General features: G+C 71.4%; 16 protein-coding genes. 9 read left to right on the top strand and 7 right to left on the bottom strand.

Annotation, left to right across the window (positions count from 1 at the left end; translation table 11 throughout):
- Window positions 1–673: 673 nt before the first annotated feature.
- Together BMY97_RS12560 and BMY97_RS12555 are read left to right on the top strand one after the other, a co-directional pair.
- The gene (locus tag BMY97_RS12560) at window positions 674–2,539 is read left to right on the top strand and encodes a peptidase S8/S53 subtilisin kexin sedolisin (protein ID WP_245787283.1); all 1,866 of its coding nucleotides are present in this window, start codon (window positions 674–676) and stop codon (window positions 2,537–2,539) included.
- A 71-nt stretch (window positions 2,540–2,610) separates the two neighbouring features.
- The gene (locus BMY97_RS12555; protein ID WP_091616942.1) at window positions 2,611–3,801 is read left to right on the top strand and encodes an IS30 family transposase; all 1,191 of its coding nucleotides are present in this window, start codon (window positions 2,611–2,613) and stop codon (window positions 3,799–3,801) included.
- Window positions 3,802–3,840: 39 nt separating this feature from the next.
- On the opposite strand, the gene BMY97_RS12550 is transcribed toward BMY97_RS12555, so the two are convergent.
- Genes BMY97_RS12550 through BMY97_RS12540 form a run of 3 tightly spaced genes read right to left on the bottom strand, consistent with a single transcriptional unit; the run spans window position 3,841 to window position 7,096 of the window.
- On the bottom strand, window positions 3,841–4,494 hold the full coding sequence (locus tag BMY97_RS12550) for a maleylpyruvate isomerase family mycothiol-dependent enzyme (RefSeq protein ID WP_245787282.1): 654 nt from the start codon (window positions 4,492–4,494) through the stop codon (window positions 3,841–3,843).
- A gap of 44 nt (window positions 4,495–4,538) precedes the next feature.
- Window positions 4,539–5,777: a kynureninase gene (gene kynU / locus BMY97_RS12545; protein WP_091617106.1), complete on the bottom strand. Its 1,239-nt coding sequence runs from the start codon at window positions 5,775–5,777 to the stop codon at window positions 4,539–4,541.
- Window positions 5,778–5,788: 11 nt separating this feature from the next.
- Window positions 5,789–7,096, bottom strand: coding sequence for an alpha/beta hydrolase (locus BMY97_RS12540; RefSeq protein WP_091616940.1), 1,308 nt, complete (start codon window positions 7,094–7,096; stop codon window positions 5,789–5,791).
- A 60-nt stretch (window positions 7,097–7,156) separates the two neighbouring features.
- On the opposite strand from BMY97_RS12540, the gene BMY97_RS47000 reads away from it, so the two are divergent.
- Window positions 7,157–7,297: a hypothetical protein gene (locus BMY97_RS47000; protein WP_177231301.1), complete on the top strand. Its 141-nt coding sequence runs from the start codon at window positions 7,157–7,159 to the stop codon at window positions 7,295–7,297.
- Here the strand turns inward: BMY97_RS47000 and BMY97_RS12535 are convergent.
- Genes BMY97_RS12535 through BMY97_RS12525 form a run of 3 tightly spaced genes read right to left on the bottom strand, consistent with a single transcriptional unit; the run spans window position 7,275 to window position 10,308 of the window.
- Window positions 7,275–8,093, bottom strand: coding sequence for a carbohydrate ABC transporter permease (locus tag BMY97_RS12535; protein ID WP_177231319.1), 819 nt, complete (start codon window positions 8,091–8,093; stop codon window positions 7,275–7,277). The two genes, BMY97_RS47000 and BMY97_RS12535, sit on opposite strands and share 23 nt — an antisense overlap.
- Complete coding sequence (locus tag BMY97_RS12530) at window positions 8,093–9,019, bottom strand: carbohydrate ABC transporter permease (RefSeq protein WP_091616938.1); 927 nt, start codon at window positions 9,017–9,019, stop codon at window positions 8,093–8,095. The genes BMY97_RS12535 and BMY97_RS12530 overlap by 1 nt, the downstream gene beginning before the upstream one ends.
- Window positions 9,016–10,308: an extracellular solute-binding protein gene (locus BMY97_RS12525; RefSeq protein WP_091616937.1), complete on the bottom strand. Its 1,293-nt coding sequence runs from the start codon at window positions 10,306–10,308 to the stop codon at window positions 9,016–9,018. Before BMY97_RS12525 ends, BMY97_RS12530 begins: the two co-directional genes overlap by 4 nt.
- Before the next feature lie 162 nt (window positions 10,309–10,470).
- On the opposite strand from BMY97_RS12525, the gene BMY97_RS12520 reads away from it, so the two are divergent.
- Window positions 10,471–11,520 (top strand): LacI family DNA-binding transcriptional regulator, encoded by a 1,050-nt coding sequence (locus BMY97_RS12520; protein ID WP_091616936.1) that lies wholly within the window; start codon window positions 10,471–10,473, stop codon window positions 11,518–11,520.
- Entirely contained in the window at window positions 11,517–13,817 is a 2,301-nt protein-coding gene (locus tag BMY97_RS12515) for a beta-xylosidase/alpha-l-arabinosidase (RefSeq protein ID WP_091616935.1), read from the top strand. The genes BMY97_RS12520 and BMY97_RS12515 overlap by 4 nt, the downstream gene beginning before the upstream one ends.
- Before the next feature lie 31 nt (window positions 13,818–13,848).
- On the opposite strand, the gene BMY97_RS12510 is transcribed toward BMY97_RS12515, so the two are convergent.
- Window positions 13,849–14,445, bottom strand: a complete 597-nt coding sequence (locus BMY97_RS12510; RefSeq protein ID WP_245787281.1) for a TetR/AcrR family transcriptional regulator — start codon at window positions 14,443–14,445, stop codon at window positions 13,849–13,851.
- Window positions 14,446–14,549: 104 nt separating this feature from the next.
- On the opposite strand from BMY97_RS12510, the gene BMY97_RS12505 reads away from it, so the two are divergent.
- The 4 genes from BMY97_RS12505 to BMY97_RS49115 all read left to right on the top strand — a co-directional run bounded on the left by BMY97_RS12505 (window position 14,550) and on the right by BMY97_RS49115 (window position 18,500).
- On the top strand, window positions 14,550–15,611 hold the full coding sequence (locus BMY97_RS12505; RefSeq protein WP_091616933.1) for an alpha/beta hydrolase family protein: 1,062 nt from the start codon (window positions 14,550–14,552) through the stop codon (window positions 15,609–15,611).
- A complete protein-coding gene (locus BMY97_RS46995; RefSeq protein ID WP_177231300.1) occupies window positions 15,608–15,775 on the top strand; it encodes a hypothetical protein in 168 nt (55 codons plus the stop codon). The genes BMY97_RS12505 and BMY97_RS46995 overlap by 4 nt, the downstream gene beginning before the upstream one ends.
- Before the next feature lie 70 nt (window positions 15,776–15,845).
- On the top strand, window positions 15,846–16,826 hold the full coding sequence (locus BMY97_RS12500) for an aldo/keto reductase (protein ID WP_091616932.1): 981 nt from the start codon (window positions 15,846–15,848) through the stop codon (window positions 16,824–16,826).
- A 153-nt stretch (window positions 16,827–16,979) separates the two neighbouring features.
- Complete coding sequence (locus BMY97_RS49115) at window positions 16,980–18,500, top strand: alpha-L-arabinofuranosidase B (protein WP_091617105.1); 1,521 nt, start codon at window positions 16,980–16,982, stop codon at window positions 18,498–18,500.
- The last annotated feature ends 3 nt before the right edge of the window (window positions 18,501–18,503 follow it).

Below are 18,503 nucleotides of genomic sequence, written 5' to 3'. Positions count from 1 at the left end.
GATCTCGTACCCCACGCGGAACGCGGCGCTCGCGCAGCTGCCAGTCGGTCAGGTCCGGCCGCTGCACGGCCGGCGCGGTGGCGACCAGCCCGCCTCTGGAGTGGCCGGCCACGACGGCTTGCGCGACGCCGAGCCGGTCCAGTGCCGCGGCGAGCCTGGTGCGGAAGCGCGTAACCCGCGGGGTCGGGAGCCGAGCGGCCGCACCCGGCCAGGTCGGCCCGGATCGCCCGGTGGGGCCCGATCGGCAGCGGGACCGTCGGGGTCCCAGCTGCGCAACGACGCGGCGGTGCCGTGCAGGAGCAGGAGCGCGGGGGCCGTCTTCACACATGTGGATCCCGCTGCCGGTGGTGGCCTTGCCGTGGGAAGCAGTCATGGCCACGACTCTCGCCGCCGGTGCGGGCCGGCGGACGGTGTCCTGGGGGACATCGCCTGCCCGCCCGGGCTCACGGTGCCACAGTTCGGGAAAATGACCCGAAGATCGGACGAATGCCGCTATACGGCGTCGCGTGGCCGGGCCAAGATCACCCGCATGACCCTGAGATCGACCACCAGACGCGCACTGAGACCGGCGACCAGAAGCACGCTTGTTCTCGGGCTGCTGGCGCTGCTCGTCTCCACCGGGACGACCGCCGTGGCCACCGCCGCACCCGATCCCCATCAGCCTGCTGCCGGCGTGAATGCGACCGCACGGCCTCGCGGCGGCTGGGAATCCGTCGGCCCCAACAGCATCGGCGGGCTGCTGGGCGTCTCCGGCTCCCCGGCCGAGCTCGCCGTGATGGAGCCGAGCCCGCCCACCCTGTGGCTCTCCGACGACCGCGGCGCCTCCTGGTCCGCGCGGCGGGGGCTGCCGCAGGACACGTCGATCCAGGGGTTCTTCGTCGACCCGGCCGACGCGGACCGGATGCTGGCCGTGGCCAACACCCCGGTGGACTTCCCGGTCAAGTGGCGCGGCGAGCTGCTGGCGACCACCGACCGCGGCCGGACCTGGCAGACGCTGCGGCAGTGGTACCCCGACGGCGCCTTCGGCCTGGCCACCGACCCGGCCGGGCGCACGATCGTGGTGCAGAACCTCGACGGGATCAGCATCAGCGCCGACGGCGGCGCGACCTGGCGCGACGTGCCGCGAACCTGGCCGCGGCAAGGGATCGCCGCTCCGGTCGGCGACCTGAAACTGACATTGGCGGGCGACGACGCCTACTTCACCACCGTCCACCCGGACTACGCGCTGTGGGCCATCCGCGGCGTCACCGGCGAGCACCCGACGGCCGAGCAGGTCTACCGGACCGACGGCGAGGTCTCGCAGGTCGCGTCGGACGGACGGCAGCTCGTGGTCACGGTCGGCACCCAGCTGCGGGGCTCCGCCGACGGCGGCCGGACCTGGACGGTGCTGCGCGACGACCCCACCGGCCAGCCCCTGCATGAACCGCGGTTCGTCGGCGGCCGCCTCTACGTCGGCACGTACCAGGACCTGGACGTCAGCGCGGACGGCGGCCGGACGTGGGCCCGCAAGCCCGTTCCCGCGCCCGGTGAGGGCACCACCGACATCGTGGACCTCCCGGCCGGAGCGGGAAAACCGGCGGTCACGCTGATCTCCGCGGTGTACCGGGGCGTGTACGCCGACGGCGGCCAGAGCGGCTACCAGCAGCTCGGCGTGCCCGGCGAGTCGATCCGCCAGCTCGTCACGACCGGGTACCTCCGGCAGAGCGTGGTGGCCGCCGGGGTGCAGGAGATCTACAATTCCGCGCTGCCGCAAGGGAAAATCACCCCGTCGACGCGCTCGTGGCAGTCGCATCCCGGCGACCGGCTGCACGAGAACGCGTTCCTGTCGGTCTCCCCGGGCCGGCCGGACGTGGCCTGGCAGGTGACCAAGAACGGCTTCAGCCTGGACGTGCTGCGCAGTGCTGACGGCGGCCGCACCTGGCAGCTGATCGGCAAGCCCATCGCGGGTTCGGCCCAGGCGATCCTGGCGCACCCGGCCGATCCGGACCGGCTCCTGATCCCGGCGTTCACCGACACGGGCTACGTGCTCTACCGCAGCTCCGACGCCGGGCAGCACTGGGAAAAGTCCGCGGCCCCCGGCTTCCTCGCCCTGGCCGGCGACCCGTGGAACCCGGACCGCGTCTGGGGCGGCGGCACCAGCGGCCTGTTCCGCTCCGACGACGGCGGCAAGACCTGGACGCAGGTTTCCGATCAGCCCGTCAGCGCGCTTTCGCTCAGCCCCTGGGGCAGCATCCTGTTGGGCGGCAACGGATTGCGGCTCAGCGAGGACAACGGCCGCACGTTCCGCCAGGTCCACGACGGCTCCGACCCGCGCGAGTTCAGCCGGATCGTGGCGCACCCCTTCGACCCTCGCGTGTGGTTCGCGGGCAGCGCGGACGGCGCGGGTGTCTTGCGCAGCACCGATTTCGGCCGCACCTGGTCCCCGCTGCCCGGCACGCTGCCCGACTCCCGGGTGCTCTCGCTGACAGTCAGCGCGGACGGGCGGTACCTGTTCGCGGGCACCGCGCAGTCCGGTGCTTATCGCTTGACGCTGTACTGAAAAGCTCGTGAGTGTTTATGCCGGCTTGGGTTCTAGCGGTTGTTGCAACACCTGGCACTGGAGGTGTTGTGATGGGAAGGAAACGTCGACGCTGGCTGCTCCGGCAGGGGCGGGTGGCGTTCTGGGATCATGTACGGGCCGGGTTGCCCGTGGAGAGGGCAGCGATCGCGGCCGGCGTGTCGCCGGCGAGTGGCCGGCGGTTGTTCGAGCAGGCTGGCGGCGTGATCACCAACGCGCCATCGGCCTGCTCGGGCCGTTACCTGTCCCTGGCCGAGCGGGAGGACATCATGGTCCTGCACGCCCAGCGCCTGCCGAACGCCGAGATCGCGCGGCGGCTGGGCCGCCACCGCGCCACGATCGGGCGGGAACTGGCCCGCAACAGCACCACCACCGGATACCGGGCCAGCACCGCCCAGCACGCCGCCGAACACCGCGCGACACGACCGAAACCCGCGAAACTGGCCATCGACCCGGTCCTGCACGACCGCGTCCAGCAGGACCTGACCGCACTGTGGCCGCCCGAGCAGATCGCTGCCAGGCTGAAACGGGACTTCCCCGACCAGCCGAGGATGCACGTGACCCACGAAACGATCTACCAGGCCCTTGACGTCCAGGGCCGCGGCGGGCTGCGGCGGGAGCTGGCTGTATGCCTGCGCACCGGCCGAGCGATCCGCACACCCCAGCGCACCCCCGACGGACGCCGCGCCCGCCACGGCAAGATCGCCGGGATGGTGCCGATCTCTCAGCGGCCGGCCGAGGCCGCCGACCGGGCCGTCCCGGGGCACTGGGAGGGTGATCTGATCGTCGGCAAGGACGGTCGTTCGGTGATCGGGACTCTGGTCGAGCGCACCACCCGGTTCTGCCTGCTGCTGCACCTGCCCGAGGGCAAAGACGCCGCCGCAACCGCCGAAGCCATGATCACCATGATTCGGCGGTTGCCGGAGGAGCTGCGCCCGTCGCTGGCCTGGGATCAGGGCACCGAGATGGCCCAGCACGCCCGGATCTCGATGGCCACCGAGATGGCGATCTACTTCTGCGACCCGCACTCGCCCTGGCAGCGTGGGTCGAATGAGAACACCAACGGGCTGCTGCGCCAGTACTTCCCCACAGGCACCGATCTGTCCGTCCACACACCCACTGACCTAGCGAAAGTCGCCGCCGAACTCAACGGCCGCCCCCGCAAAACGCTCGGCTGGGACACCCCAGCCGAACGCCTCACGGTGCTACCGTCCACACAAGACCCTGTTACGACGACCGCCTGAATCCACCCGGTTCCAACCGTCATGAACACTCACGAGCCTTCAGCAGCGGGAACGCAGGGCCGCCACCCCGGCACCTTCGAGATCGTCGCAGCAGGCGGCCCGGCCGGTCATCGCCATGATCAGGGCGAGGGTGGGGCCGGAGACGAGCGGTGCGTCGGCGGGGCCGGTGGTGAACGGGCCGTCCGTGGCGGCCAGCCGGAGGTCGCGGACGCGGCCGCGCGCCAGCACCACCTGGTCGGACTGCCCGTAGTACTCGGCCACTGTGGTGAGCGTGCCGATCGGGATCTCGCGGTGGAGGCCCAGCGGACGGCGGATGTCACCGCCGTGCACGATCACCTCGCCGAGCATCGCCAGGATCGGCAGCGGCGGCTTGGTGGTGCTCGCGACGCGGTCGCGGAACCGGGCGAGCGTCTCGGCCGGGGACGAGCCGAGTTGCTCGCGCAGCCGCATCAGCACCTGCTTGTCGAAGTCGAACCGGCAGCGGATCACCCCCGCCAGCCACCGCAGCGGGCCGAGGCCGGCCCCCGCGCTCACGTGCGCCAGCACTTCGCGAACGGTCAGGCCTTCGCACAACGACGGCGTCGCCCACTGCTCGCCGGTCAGGTCGGCGAGATCGTCGGCCAGCGCGGCCCGTTCGGCGTGCACCAGCGGCCACACCCCGGCGCGACGATCGTCAGCGGGCAGTTCGGGCACGGTTCCCCCTCGTCGTGGACTGGCCCGCAGCTTAAAAGATCGCCTCAGGTCACGACCGCCGTCTGGTCACGGCGGTACCGCGGGGCCTCGTGCTCGTTCGCCGCGAGGATCCCGGCCAGCGCGTGCATCGCGTCCCACACGTCGACGTACCGCAGGTAAAGCGGCGCCAGGCCCAGCCGCAGCAGGTCGGGCGCACGGAAGTCGCCCACCACTCCCCTGGTGATCAGCGCCTGGCCGAGTTCGTAAGCCTTTTCGTGGCGGAGCGACACCTGCGAACCCCGGCGCGCGCCCGCACGCGGCGTCACCACGGTCAGCCCGTACTCGCGCAGCCCGTCCGCCATCGTGATCAGGAGATCGCCCAGCGCCAGGGATTTCGCCCGCACCGCCGCCAGGTCCACCCCGTCCCACACGTCCAGCGCCGCTTCCACGGCCACCATCGACAGCACCGGCGGCGTGCCGATCCGCGCCCGCGCCACGCCCTCGGCCGGCTCGTAGGCCCCGGCCAGGCCGAACGGGTCCGCGCGGCCCGTCCAGCCGGTCAGGGGCAGGTCGGCCGCCTGCTGATGCCGACGCGGGAGGTACAGCCAGGCCGGGGCGCCCGGGCCGCCGTTGAGGTACTTGTAGGTGCAGCCGACCGCCGCGTCCGCGCCCAGGCCGTCGAGGTCCACGGGCAGCGCGCCGGCGGCGTGGCACAGGTCCCAGACGACCACCGCGCCGGCCGCGTGCGCCTTCCGCGTGATCTCCTCGACGTCCCACAGCTCCCCGGTCCGGTAGTCGACGGCGCTCAGCGCCACCACCGCGACGTCCGGGCCCACCTCCAGCGCGGCCGGGTCGACCCGGCGGGCCTCGAGCCCGAGCAGGCGCGCGACGGCGTCGGCCAGGTACTGGTCGGTCGGGAAGTTCGCGGCGTCGGTCAGCAGGACGCGCCGGTCCGGCCGCAGCCGCGCGGCCGCCGTGAGCGCCTGGAACAGCTGCACGCTCGTCGAGTCACCGCAGATCGTCTGCCCCGGCGCCGCGCCGACCAGCGCGCCGATCCGATCGCCGACCCGCTCCGGCAGCGTCCACCAGCCGTTGCCGTTCCAGGAGCCGATGAGGTCCTGTCCCCACTGCCGGTCCACCGCGTCCAGCACCGCCGCCCGCACCCCGGAAGGCAGCGCCCCCAACGAGTTGCCGTCCAGGTAGACGACGCCTTCCGGCACCGAGAACCGCCCGCGCGCGAACGCCAGCGGATCACGGGCGTCCAGCGCCTCGGCGGCAGTGCGATCTTCCGGACCGAGAGTCATGCGGCCCATCGTTACACAGCGGGTTTTCCCGGCCGGACAGCGAAGTGCCGCAGCCGGGCGATCGGACGCCGGCGGAGTGCCAGCCAGTCGGCGATGCCGTCGATCACGGCCGGGTCGACGTGCCGGGGCGATGCGTAGTCCGCGGGCGTGGACGGGCCGGTCCCGGCGAAGAACAGGTGGTCGTCGGCGGCGTGGATCCGGATGGTGACGTCCGGCCGGTGGGCGAGGCCCGCTTGCCAGCGGGCGAGGTCGCCGGCGACGGTCACCTGGTAGTCGCGGCCGCCCTGCAGGATGAGCATCGGCTTGTCCAGTCCGGCCGCGGTGGCGACCGGGTCGTAGCCGCGCAGGTCCAGCCAGTACGAGGCCGGCCAGCCGAAGAGCAGGTCCGCGGCCGGGGTTTTCGGTGACAGGGCGGGATCTTCGACGAGGGCGGCCTGCCGGCGGAGTGACTCGACCGCGGCGGCCGTGGCCGGACCGGGGTCCAGTTCGGCCAGGTAATCGCCGACCCGCACGATGGCCTGAGGCAACGGCACCGTGTCGCCGGCGAGGATCACCAGGCCGGCGACCGAAGCCTCGGCGGCGGCGACCCGCGGCGCGGCCTTGCCGCCCCCGCTGTGGCCCAGGAGGAACACGCGGGCCGGATCGACGCCCGGCTGCCGCTGGAGCAGGCGAACCGCGGCCACCGCGTGCGGCACGTACTCCTCCGCCATGGTGAAGCCGGGCTCGGCGCCGGCCTGCCGGTGGACGTGGTTCAGCTTGTCGAAGCGCGCCACCGCCACCCCCCGGCCGGCCAGCCCCCACGCCAGGTCCTTCAACGGCTTGTTCGGCCCGGTGGTCAGATCCCGGTCGGCGGGCCCCGGGGTGAGCAGCACCAGGCCCGGGTGCGGGCCGCGCCCCCGGGGCAGGGTCAGCGTGCCGGGCACGGCGAGTGGTCCGGAGCCGACCGTGATCTCGTGCTCGCGGAACTTCCGGGGAGCGGCGTAACGCGGCGGAGCCCACGTCGCGGCCGGCGGCGCGAGAACCAGGTCGTGCAGGATGCCGGTGTCGTCGACCGAGAGCACCACCGTGAGCCCACCGCGATCGCACGTCACCGGAACCGTGACCCGGACCTGGCCCGCCTCGGCCGGCTCGCGGACCGGCTCGCCGACCGCGGTGATCGAGCCGAGCCTGGAGATCTGGCCTTCCCAGCCCATTCGCAGCGTCGGCGGGGGCGCCGCTGCCCGCAAGCGCGGGGCGAACAACTCTTCGATGTCCGCGAAACGCCCTTCTCTCGCCAGCTCCACGACCGCCGTCGCGACTACCGCCGGATCTGTTCCCATCGCTACCCCCCAGGATCGTTCTCATACTCTGCGAACGGTAGCACAATATGCGATCGTTGGGTGCGGCTGCGGATCGTGCACGCCATGCGCTACCGGCACGTCGACCTCCTCGCGAGCGAGGGAATCCTGGAGGTGGCCGTCGCGCTGCGCCGGGTGCTCCTGCCCCGGCTGAGGCCCGTCACTTGCCGAACCCCGCGGTGAGGCCGGTGACGAGGTAACGGCGTCCGAGGATGTACAGGGCCAGCACCGGCAACGTGGACAGGACGACCGCGGCCAGCACCGCGGGGATGTTGACCCGGAACTGGCCCTGGAACGCCCACAACGCCATCGGCAGCACCCGCTGGTCCGCGCTCTGGGTCAGGATCAGCGGGAACAGGAAGCCGTTCCACACGTTCAGCCCGTCGTACACCGCGACGGTGACCATCGCCGGCTTGACCATGGGCAGCACCAGGCTCCAGAGCATCCGCCAGTGCCCGGCGCCGTCGACGCGCATCGACTCGAACAGCTCGTTCGGCACGTCGCGCAGGAAGTTGGCCAGGATCACCACCGACAGCGGGATCGCGAAGGCCACCGACGGCAGGATGATGGCGAGCAGCGTGTCGTAGAGGTGGGCGCGGGTGATCAGGTAGTAGATCGGGATGATCGTCGCCTGCAGCGGGATCGCCAGTCCTAAAAGGAACGCGGTGTAGCCGAAGCCGGCCAGGCGCGTGCGGCCCCGCACCACGTAGTAGGCCGCCATGAGCGAAACCGCGACCGTGAGCACCACCGTGCCCGCCGTGACGGTCAGGCTGTTGACCAGGTAGCGCAGGAAGTCGTTGCCCAGCACCAGCCGGTAGTTCTCGAGGGTGGGGTCGGCGGGCGGCGCCAGCGGGTTCGCGTCGAAGAAGCCGCGCTGCCCGCGCAGGCTCGTCACGACGATGTAGTACACCGGCACGAGCACGATGAGCAGCCACACGAAACCGCCGAGGCCGCCGGCGACGTTGGGGCGGGCCCGCATCATGCACCCTCCTGCTGGCTGCCGCGCGAGAAGCGGGCGAACCGGGCGAGGCCGAGCGAAAGCGCCAGGCCGGCGACCACCAGCAGCACGGCCAGGGTGCTCGCGCGGCCCATGTCGTTGTTCGAGAAACCGTTGAGGTACATGTCGAGCGGCAGGAACCGCGTCGCGTCACCGGGGCCGCCGCCGGTCAGCACGAAGACCAGGTCGAAGTAGGTCAGCGAGCCCACCAGCATCAGGGTCGAGGAGGTGAGGATGGTGTAGCGCAGCTGGGGCAGGGTGATGTGGAAGAACTGCCGCACCGGGCCGGCGCCGTCGAGCTGGGCGGCTTCGTAGAGCTGCGCCGGGATCTGCCGGACGCCCGCCTGGTACAGCAGCGTGTGGAACGGCATGAACTGCCAGCCGATCACGAAGATCACCACGTACAGCGCCAGCGTCGGGTCGCCGAGCCAGTCCTGGGCGAGCGCGGCGACGCCGAACGCGCGGCTCAGCCCGAAGTTCGGGTCCAGCAGGGCTTTGAACGCGATGGCGATCGCGGCCGAGGACAGCAGCAGCGGCAGGAAGTACAGCACGCCCAGCACCGCGCGGTACCGGCCGCGGCCCGCGGTCAGCACGCCCAGCAGCAGCGAAACCGGCGTCTGGAACAGCCAGCTGACCACCATCACCCGGACGCTCAGGCCGATCGCGTGATAGGTGGCCGGGTCGGACAGCGCGGCGGCCCAGTTGCCCAGCCCGGTCCAGGCGGGGTCGGCGATGCCGTCCCACTTCATCAGGCTCAGCACCACCACTCCCCCGAGCGGGAGCAGCGCGAAGATCGCGAAGAACAGCAGCGCGGGCGCGATCATCACCGGGTGCGGCGCGGCGCCGCGGGCCGCCGTGCGAGGTCCATTCCGCACGGCGGTCCGCTCCCGGACGAGGGACCGGGTCATTTCCCGATCGTCGCGTTCATGTTCGCCGAGAACTGCTCGGGCGTGATCTGCTTGAGGAACACCTGGTCGAGATTGTTCAGCAGCGCGTCGGCCTGGCCGGAGGACACGGCCTGGTCCCAGGAGAGCTGGAAGTTCGGCGCGTCGCGCGCCAGACCGTACACATAGGACAGATACTGCGGGTCCTGGGCCTTGGCCAGCTTCGCCTCGATCCCGTTGACCGGCGGCACCGACCCGCCCGCCAGGAGGGCGTCGACATACGTGTCGCTCATGACACCGTCACGCAGGTACTGGACCGCCGCCTGCTTCTGCGCGTCCGAAGCCCCGGCCGAAACGGACCAGTAGTTCGCGGGATTGCCGACGATGTCCGCCGGGTTCCCCTTTCCGTCCGCGACGACCGGGAAAGTGGTGTAGCCGAGCTGCTTCGCGGCGAAGTCCGGATCGGCCTGCTTGATCGTCGGGAAGGCCCACGAGCCCATCAGGTACATCGCGGCCTTGCCGGTGTAGAGCAGGGCGGTGTCGGCGTTGCTGTCGGTGCTGATCGAGCTGAAGCCCTTGACGAACCCGCCGGCGTCCACGAGCTGCTGGATCTTCCGGTTCGCCGCCAGGATCGCCGGATCGGACCAGGCGCCCGGCTTGTTCGCCGCGACCGCGCCGAAGACCCCGGGCCCGCCGATCCGGTCGACCAGGTACTCCTCCCACATCAGCTGCGGCCACTTGCTCTGCCCGCCGAGCGAGAACGGCGCGATCCCGGCCGCGGTGAACTTCGGGATCACCGCCATCAGCTCGTCCCACGTCTTCGGCGGCTGCGCGCCGACCCGGGCGAAGAGATCCTTGTTGTAGTACAGGAAAACCGGCTGCATGCTGTTGTTCGGCACGGCGTAGGTCCTGCCGTCGATGACCCCGGACTTCGCCACGGCCGGCAGGAAGCGCCCGGTGAGCGCCGGGTTCTTCGCCACCTCGGGGGTCAGGTCCATGATCTTGCCGGCGTCGACCCAGGACTTGAGCAGACCGCCGTTGCCCCAGCTGAACACCAGGGTCGGGGCCTGGCCCGCGCCGACGGCGGAGCGGATCTTCTGTTTGTACGCGTCATTGCCGAAGAACTGGCCGTCGATCCCGGCGCCGGCGAACGAGGTGCGGAAGACCTGTTCGTCGCCGCCGGTCAGGGCCCAGGCGGTCGGCTTGCCGCCGCTCGCGCCCGAAGGGCCGCTGGTGCCGCAAGCGGTGGTGAAGATCAGCAGTGCCGCCAGCCCGGCCGCGATGCGCGTGGTCCGGCGTGTGCCCGGTGTCATGGTGCACCTTCCTCATCGAAGGGTCCGAAACGGGGTTCGAAAAGTTTCGAAAACACTCTGGGGTGGGCCGAAACCTAAACTAGAAATTCTCCGTCGTCAAGTGATACTTTGGCCCTCCACAGGGACGTATTGCTCTCGAAACTTTTCGATAGGAGAACACCGATGCCCGCCGGACCCCGGAAGCGCGCCACACTCGCCACGGTCGCCGAGGCCGCCGGCGTCTCGCTGCCGACCGTTTCCAAGGTCCTCAACGGGAGGGCGGACGTGGCCGCGGACACCCGGGCTCAGGTGGAAGCGGCGCTGCGGGACCTGGCCTACGTGCCGCAGAACGGGCGCCGGACGATCACGCCCTCCCCGCTGGTCGACATCGTGTTCGACGACCTGGTCAGCCCGTACGCGCTCGAGGTGCTGCGCGGCGTGACCGACGCGACCGCCGAGTTCGGCATCGACGTGGTCGTGGGCCGGATGCCCGCCGCCGAGTCCGCCGGCCCGCTGACCGCGGAGAACCACTGGGCCCAGCGGCTCAAGAGCAACGACCGGTCCGGGCTGATCGTGGTCACCTCCGAGCTGTCCCTCCGGCAGGTCGAGAGCTTCGAGAACGCCGGGCTGCCGCTGGTCGTGATCGACCCGCTGAACCTGCCCCGGGCCGAGGTGACCAGCGTCGGCGCGACGAACTGGTCCGGCGGCATCACCGCCACCGAGCACCTGCTCCGGCTGGGGCACCGGCGGATCGCGTTCGCCGGCGGCCCGCCCGGGGCCTCCTGCAGCCAGGCCCGGCTGCACGGCTACCGGGCCGCGCTCGAGAACGCCGGCGTCGCGTTCGACCCGGAACTGGTGCGCCACGGCAAGTTCGGCCATCCGGACGGGCTCGACATCGGCGACCGCCTGCTGGCACTGGCGGCCCCGCCGACCGCGGTGTTCGCGGCCAGCGACGCGACCGCGCTCGGGGTGCTGGAGGCCGCCCGCCGCCGCGGCCTGCGCGTCCCGCAGGACCTGAGCGTGATCGGGTTCGACGACACCATGCTCGCCCGCCTCGCCACTCCCCCGTTGACCGTGATCCGCCAGCCGCTGCAGGACATGGGCCGCGTCGCCGTGCGCACCCTGCTCAAGCTGATCACCGGCGACACCCTCGATTCACACCACGTCGAACTCGCCACGCAGCTCGTCGTCCGCGAGTCGACCGGCCCCGCACCGGACGAAGGAGCACGATGAGCCGCTGGCTTGACCCCGCCCTGTCCCCCGGCGAACGCGCGGACGCGCTGCTGGCGGAGCTGACCCTCGACGAGAAACTCGCCCAGCTCGGCAGCGCGTGGCCGGGCAACCCGGAGGTCAGCGGGAACGTCGCCCCGATGCAGGACGTGTTCGCCCGCGGCGGGGTCCCGTTCGAGCAGGTGCGCGCCGACGGCATCGGGCACCTCACCCGGGTCTTCGGCACCGCGCCGGTCAGCGCCGCCGACGGGGTGGCCAGGCTTGGTGCCCTGCAACGGGAAATCGTCACCGAGACCCGGCTCGGCATTCCCGCGATCGTGCACGAGGAGTGCCTGACCGGGTTCACCACCCTCGGCGCGACCGTCTACCCGACCGCGCTGGCCTGGGCCGCGACCTTCGACCCCGGCCTGGTCGAGCGCATGGCCGCCGCCATCGCCGGAGACCTGCGCGCGGTCGGTGTCCACCAAGGACTTTCCCCGGTCCTCGACGTCGTGCGCGACTACCGCTGGGGCCGCGTCGAGGAAACCCTCGGCGAGGACCCGTATCTGGTCGGCACGCTCGGCACCGCCTACGTCCGCGGTCTCGAGAAGACCGGCATCATCGCGACGCTGAAGCATTTCGCCGGGTACTCCGCCTCACGCGGCGCACGCAACCACGCGCCGGTGTCCATCGGGCCACGCGAGCTGCGCGACGTCATCCTGCCGCCGTTCGAGCGGGCGATCCGGGACGGCGGGGCCCGCTCGGTGATGAACGCCTACGTCGGCCTCGACGGGGTCCCCGCGGCCGCGAGCGAGCAGCTGCTGACCGGCATCCTCCGTGACGAATGGGGCTTCGACGGGGTTGTCGTGTCCGACTACTGGGCCATCGCCTTCCTCAAGAGCATGCACCACGTGGCCGACAGCGCCGGTGCGGCCGGAGCGCTGGCGCTGGCCGCGGGCATCGACGTCGAACTGCCCGACAGCCTGTGTTACGGCAAGGAACTCGCCGGGCTCGTGCGCGCCGGGGAGGTGCCCGAGCACCTCGTCGACCGCGCCGCGCGGCGGCTGCTGCGGCAGAAGGCGGAACTCGGGCTGCTCGACCCGGGCTGGACCCCGGACGCGGCCCCGATCGACCTCGATTCGCCGCGAAACCGGGCCATCGCCCGGGAAGTCGCCGAGAAGTCAGTGGTGCTGCTCGCCAACGACGGGGTGCTTCCCCTGGCCGCGCGGAAGCTCGCGGTCGTCGGCCCCTGCGCCGACGACCCGCTGGCGTTCATGGGCTGCTACTCGTATCCCAATCACGTCCTGCCCCGGCACCCGGAAATCGGCATCGGGGTGATCGCACCGTCCTTTGTGGAGTCCCTGCGCCAGGAACTCGCCGGCGCCGAGGTGCGCGCACAGCAGGGCTGCCCCGTCCGCGAGGAGGACCGCTCCGGGTTCGCCGCCGCGGCCGCCGCGGCCGCTGACGCCGAGGTGTGCATCGCCGTCGTCGGAGACCGCGCGGGCCTGTTCGGCCAGGGCACGTCCGGCGAAGGCTGCGACGCGCCCGACCTGCGCCTGCCCGGCCTGCAGGACGAACTGCTCGAAGTCCTGCTCGCCACCGGCACCCCGGTGGTGATCGTGGTCGTCTCCGGCCGCCCGTACGCACTCGGCCGTTACGCCGCCCGGGCCGCGGCCCTGGTCCAGGCGTTCATGCCCGGCGAAGAGGGTGGCGGCGCCCTGGCCGGTGTCCTCAGTGGACGGATCACCCCGTCCGGGCGCCTGCCGGTGCAGATCCCCCGGCAGCACGGGGGTTCGCCGGGCACCTACCTGAGCCCGCCGCTCGGCCGGTACAGCGAAGGCATCAGCAACCTCGACCCGACGCCGCTGTTCCCCTTCGGCCACGGCCTGTCCTACACGAGCTTCGATTACGCCGGCCTCGACCTGAGCGCGAGCGAGATCCCGACCGACGGCCGGCTGTCCATTTCGGTCACCGTGCACAACACCGGCGGGCGCGCCGGCGAGGAGACCGTGCAGCTCTACCTGCACGACGTCCAGGCCCAGGTCACCCGCCCGGTCCTGGAGCTGGCCGGGTTCGCCCGGGTCCCGCTCGACCCCGGGCGCCGGGCGCGGGTCACGTTCACCCTGCACGCCGACCGCACCGCCTTCACCGGTCTCGACCTCCGCCGGATCGTCGAACCCGGAACCATCGAGGTGCTCGTCGGCCGCTCGTCCGCGGACCTGCCGTGCACCGGCTCGTTCGACCTCACCGGCCCAGTCCGCGAAGCCGGCCACGACCGGGTCCTGGACACTCCCGTCACCGTCACGCAACTGCCCGGCTGAGACCGGGCTACGCACCCGGCCGCTTTTGCCTTCATCGGGCCAATCCCCGCAGGAGCACGTCGACCATCCGCTCGATCCAGCCCTCGTCGATCGGCTGCCGGGTCAGCAGCGCCCGGAAGTGCAGCGGTGCCACCAAAAGTTCGAGAGCCAGCTGATGATCGGCGTCCGCGGCCAGCTCGTGACGGTCGGCGGCGCGGCGGACGACGATGCGGGTGGCCTCGTAGCGGCCTTGCCAGAACTGGGCGCGGCTGTCGGCGAGGGTGGGGTCGTCGTCGGCCGCGACCATCGCCTCGGCCAGCGCGACGCCGAGCGGTGTGTCCAAATAGGACGCGATCAGCCGGGCCAGCGCGATCAGGTCGTCACGGAGGTTTCCGGTGTCGGGGGTCGGCAGCTGTTCCTGGCTGTAGCTCAGCAACGCGTCGAGGATCAGGTTCTGCAGCGTGCCCCACCGCCGCTGGATCGACGTGGCGTGGACGCCCGAGCGCCGGGCGACCTCGCTCACCGTCAGCGCGCCGGTGCCGTGTTCGGCCAGGGCCTCCAGGGTGGCCGCCAGGACGTCGGCCCGGACCCGCGCCGATCGGCCGCCGGAGCGGCGGGCCACCGGGCTCCGCATCTCGTTCTGACTCACCGGTGCACTCTAACGCACACATGTTGCGTTTGCCCTCAGGCGGAGGTACGGTCCGCTAAAGCAATAGAACTGCGTTAGCGGCCGGGCCGCGGAAGAAGGTCGTCATGTCCTATCAGTGGCCGCTGGACGCGGCCGAGCTGTTCGGCGAGCGGTACCCGCAGATGATCAACACCGGTCTGCCCGTGGCGGACGTCGACGCCGTGCGCGCCGCGGTCACCGACATGTGGCCGGACGCCCCGGGCGGCTGGGTGCACGAGTGGTCGGAACTCGCCCGGGCCTACGCCGGAGCCGGCTCGCACCAGCAGGCCGCGCTGGCCTACGGCTGGGCCAAGTTCCCCACCCTGGCCGACGAGGCCAAGCGCGCCGCACTGGCCGGCCAGCTCGAGCAGTACCTGCTCGCCGTCCCGCAGTTCGGCGTGGACTTCCGGCGTGAGGTGCTCGAGCTGCCGTTCCAGGGTGGGACGACGCAGGTGCCGGTGCACCTGTTCGCGCCGGAAGGCCTGCCGTCCGACGCCCCGGTCGTGCTCGCCAGCGGCGGCGTGGACAGCTGGAAGATGGACATGCATGTGGCCTTCGTGACGGTCGCGAAGCAGCTCGGCGTGCGGGTGCCGGCCTTCGACATCGCGGGCACCGGCGAATCCGCGGTGCCGATGACCGCCGACGGCGGCGCGGAGATCGTCCGCGGCCTGATCGCCCACGCCCGGACCCTGGGCAACGGCGTGGTCGCGCACTTCGGCATCTCGATGGGCGGGTACTACTCGGCCCGGTCCGGGCTGGCCGGCGAGGTCGACGCCGCCGTGGTGCTCGGCGGGCCGGTCGAAGCCGCCTTCACCGGCGGGCCGCCGAGCCACTTCGGCATGGCCGGGATCGTCGGCAACGCCATGGGCTTCGAGCAGGAGCCCACTCTGGAGGAACTGGCCGAGCGCCGCCGGGGCTTCTCGCTGCGCCCGCTGCTCGACCAGGACGTCAACGCCCCCATGCTGGTGATCAACGGCGCCGACGACGTCCACGTGCCGCAGCACGACACGCTTGTGTTCGAGGGCCGCCGGGACACCACGGTCGAGCTCATCCCGGACACCGGGCACTGCGCGGCGTCCAAACTGCCGCAGGCCATGGCCACCGTCGCCGGCTGGCTCAAGCAGGCCCTCACCGGCGTGGTGCGATGACCGGCGCGCTGAATCTCGTTGGCCCCGAACAGGTTCGCGCCGCGGCCGCGCTGGTCCGCGACGGCAAGGTCGTCTCCCTGAGCCTGCCTTACGACCAGCACGGGCGGCTGCGCGCCAATCCCCAGCCGATCACCACCGACACCTGGGGCGCCGCCGCCGGCTGAATCCGGGACTTGACCCGGACCGCGCTCCAGCTGGAAGGCTCGTGTCGAGGTCTTCGAGAAGGAGCAAACGATGGAGTACACCCGACTGGGCCAATCCGGGCTCAAGATCAGCCGGATCGCCTTGGGCTGCATGAGTTTCGGCGATCCCGTCAAGAGGACGCCCTGGGCGCTCGACGACGGTGCGGCCGCGCCGATCTTCCGCCAGGCCGTCGAACTCGGCGTCACGTTCTGGGACACCGCGAACATCTACAGCCTCGGCACCTCGGAGGAGATCGTCGGGCGGGCGCTGCGCGAGTACACCCGGCGTGAGGACGTCGTGCTGGCCACCAAGCTGTGGGCGCCGATGCACGAGGGGCCGGGCGGGGCGGGGCTGTCCCGCAAGGCCGTGATGGAGCAGATCGACGCCTCGCTGCGGCGGCTGAACACCGACTTCGTCGACCTCTACCAGATCCACCGCTTCGACCCGCAGACGCCGGTCGAGGAAACCATGGAAGCGCTGCACGACGTGGTCAAGGCCGGCAAGGCCCGTTACCTCGGCGCGTCTTCGATGTGGGCCTGGCAGTTCGCCACCATGCAGCACGCCGCGCAGGCCCACGGGTGGACCCGGTTCGTCTCGATGCAGGACCAGTACAGCCTGATCCACCGCGAGGAGGAGCGCGAGATGTTCGGCCTGCTCGCCCACCAGGGCGTGGGCAGCATCCCGTGGAGCCCGCTCGGCGGCGGCCTGACCACCCGGCCGTGGGGCGAGCGCACCACCCCGCGCGCCGAGCTCAACCGGACGGCCGACCAGCAGGACCGGCCGATCTTCCTGGACAGCGACCAGGCCATCGTCCAGGCCATCCAGCGCATCGCCGAAGCCCGGGGCGTGTCGATGGCGCAGGTCGCGATGGCCTGGGTGCTGAAGAACCCGGTGGTCTCCGCCCCGATCGTCGGCGCGACCAAACCGCACCACCTCGCCGACGCCGTCGCCTCGCTCGACCTCACGCTCACCGCCGAGGAGGTCAGCGCCCTCGAAGAGCCGTACGTCACGCGTCAGCCCACGTTCTTCTGATCCCTTCCGCGGCAACGGGAATCCGGCCGTTCCGGCCCCGGGTCCCTGGCGGCGCCGAACACTGCCCGCAGCCCCCCATCCGGACCTTTACAACGTTGTTCCAACGATGTAAAAATCGTGTTCCCCACCGTCCCCGAGGCCGGAGTGCACGCCATGAAACGCCTGCGGAACATCCTGCTGTCCGTCGTGCTCATGCTCACCGGCCTGGCTTTCGCCGGGGCATCGGCGGGCGCCGCGTCATCGCTGCCGTGCGATATCTACGGCTCGGCCGGCACGCCCTGCGTCGGAGCGCACAGCACCGTGCGGGCGCTCTACGCCGCCTACAACGGCCCGCTCTACCAGGTGCGCCGCGCCGACGGGGCCACGACCGACATCGGGCTGCTCTCGCCGGGCGGCATCGCGAACGGGGCCGCGCAGGATTCCTTCTGTGCCAACACGTCCTGCATCATCTCCGAGATCTACGACCAGTCGCCGCGGCACAACGACCTCACCATCGAGGGTGCGGGCGGGGCGGGCGCGGCCGACGTCGGAGCCCCGGCCGACGCGCTGCCGATCAGCATCGGCGGGCACACCGCGTACGGCGTCGAAATCACCTCGGGCATGGGCTACCGGGACAACAGCACGAGCGGCGTCGCCGTCAACGGCCAGCCCGAGGGCATGTACATGGTGGCTTCCGCGACCCACGTGAACGGCGGCTGCTGCTTCGACTACGGCAACGCCGAGACGAACAACCAGGACACCGGCGACGGCCACATGGACGCGGTGTACCTCGGCCTGCGCTGCGAGTTCGGCAACTGCAACGGATCCGGCCCCTGGGTGGCCGCCGACCTCGAGAACGGGCTCTTCCAGTCCAACACCGGCTCCAACGCCGGCGACCCGGGCCCCGGCGCGACCCCGTACGTCACGGCGATGCTGAGCAACAACGGCCAGGACCACTTCACCCTGAAACGGGGCGACGCGCAGAACGGCGACCTGACCACGACGTACTCGGGCTCCGAGCCGACCGTCCGGAACACCTACTCGCCGCTGCACCAGGAGGGCGCGATCGTCCTCGGCACCGGCGGCGACAACAGCAACGCCGACGTCGGCTCGTTCTTCGAAGGCGTGATGACCGCCGGCGTCCCGACCGACGCCGCCGACAGCGCCGTGCAGTCCAGCATCGTCTCCGCCGGCTACGGCGGCTCGAACGGCGTCGCCGGCGGCGCCCTCACCCCTGGCTCGTCGATCTCCCTGCGCGCGACCACCGCCTGCTGCACCACGCGCTACCTGCGCCACTCCGCCGGCGACGCGATCACCTCGGTGATCACGGCGGACAGTTCCGCGCTGGACAAGAACGACGCCACCTGGATCGTCCGCCGCGGCCTGGCCAACAACTCCTGCCTCTCGTTCGAATCGAAGAACTACCCCGGCGAGTACCTCCGCCACGCCAACTACCAGCTGCACCGCCAGCCCGACGACGGCAGCGCCCTGCTGGCCAACGACGCCACCTTCTGCCCGGCCGGCGGCAACAGCGGTTCCTACACCTCGTTCCAGTCCGACAACTATCCGGGCTACTACATCCGGCACTACGACAGCACTGTCTACATCGCACACAACGGTGGCAGCAATCCTTGGGACACCACGACGTCATGGGCCGACGACACCACCTGGGAGGTCGCTCAGCCCTGGGCGTGAGGC

Origin of the sequence: Amycolatopsis saalfeldensis (assembly GCF_900110575.1) — a bacterium.
GTDB classification, from domain to species: domain Bacteria; phylum Actinomycetota; class Actinomycetes; order Mycobacteriales; family Pseudonocardiaceae; genus Amycolatopsis; species Amycolatopsis saalfeldensis.
This window is presented reverse-complemented; position numbering and strand designations above follow the sequence as displayed.

What these genes read in the sequence shown, in the direction of transcription:
- BMY97_RS12505 (WP_091616933.1), top strand. Translation starts at nt 14,550, where the DNA reads ATGTCCTATCAGTGGCCGCTGGACGCGGCCGAGCTGTTCGGCGAGCGG.
- BMY97_RS12525 (WP_091616937.1), bottom strand. Translation starts at nt 10,308, where the DNA reads ATGACACCGGGCACACGCCGGACCACGCGCATCGCGGCCGGGCTGGCG.
- BMY97_RS12500 (WP_091616932.1), top strand. Translation starts at nt 15,846, where the DNA reads ATGGAGTACACCCGACTGGGCCAATCCGGGCTCAAGATCAGCCGGATC.
- kynU (WP_091617106.1), bottom strand. Translation starts at nt 5,777, where the DNA reads ATGACTCTCGGTCCGGAAGATCGCACTGCCGCCGAGGCGCTGGACGCC.
- BMY97_RS12535 (WP_177231319.1), bottom strand. Translation starts at nt 8,093, where the DNA reads ATGCGGGCCCGCCCCAACGTCGCCGGCGGCCTCGGCGGTTTCGTGTGG.
- BMY97_RS12530 (WP_091616938.1), bottom strand. Translation starts at nt 9,019, where the DNA reads ATGACCCGGTCCCTCGTCCGGGAGCGGACCGCCGTGCGGAATGGACCT.
- BMY97_RS12540 (WP_091616940.1), bottom strand. Translation starts at nt 7,096, where the DNA reads ATGGGAACAGATCCGGCGGTAGTCGCGACGGCGGTCGTGGAGCTGGCG.
- BMY97_RS12515 (WP_091616935.1), top strand. Translation starts at nt 11,517, where the DNA reads ATGAGCCGCTGGCTTGACCCCGCCCTGTCCCCCGGCGAACGCGCGGAC.
- BMY97_RS12555 (WP_091616942.1), top strand. Translation starts at nt 2,611, where the DNA reads ATGGGAAGGAAACGTCGACGCTGGCTGCTCCGGCAGGGGCGGGTGGCG.
- BMY97_RS46995 (WP_177231300.1), top strand. Translation starts at nt 15,608, where the DNA reads ATGACCGGCGCGCTGAATCTCGTTGGCCCCGAACAGGTTCGCGCCGCG.
- BMY97_RS49115 (WP_091617105.1), top strand. Translation starts at nt 16,980, where the DNA reads ATGAAACGCCTGCGGAACATCCTGCTGTCCGTCGTGCTCATGCTCACC.
- BMY97_RS12520 (WP_091616936.1), top strand. Translation starts at nt 10,471, where the DNA reads ATGCCCGCCGGACCCCGGAAGCGCGCCACACTCGCCACGGTCGCCGAG.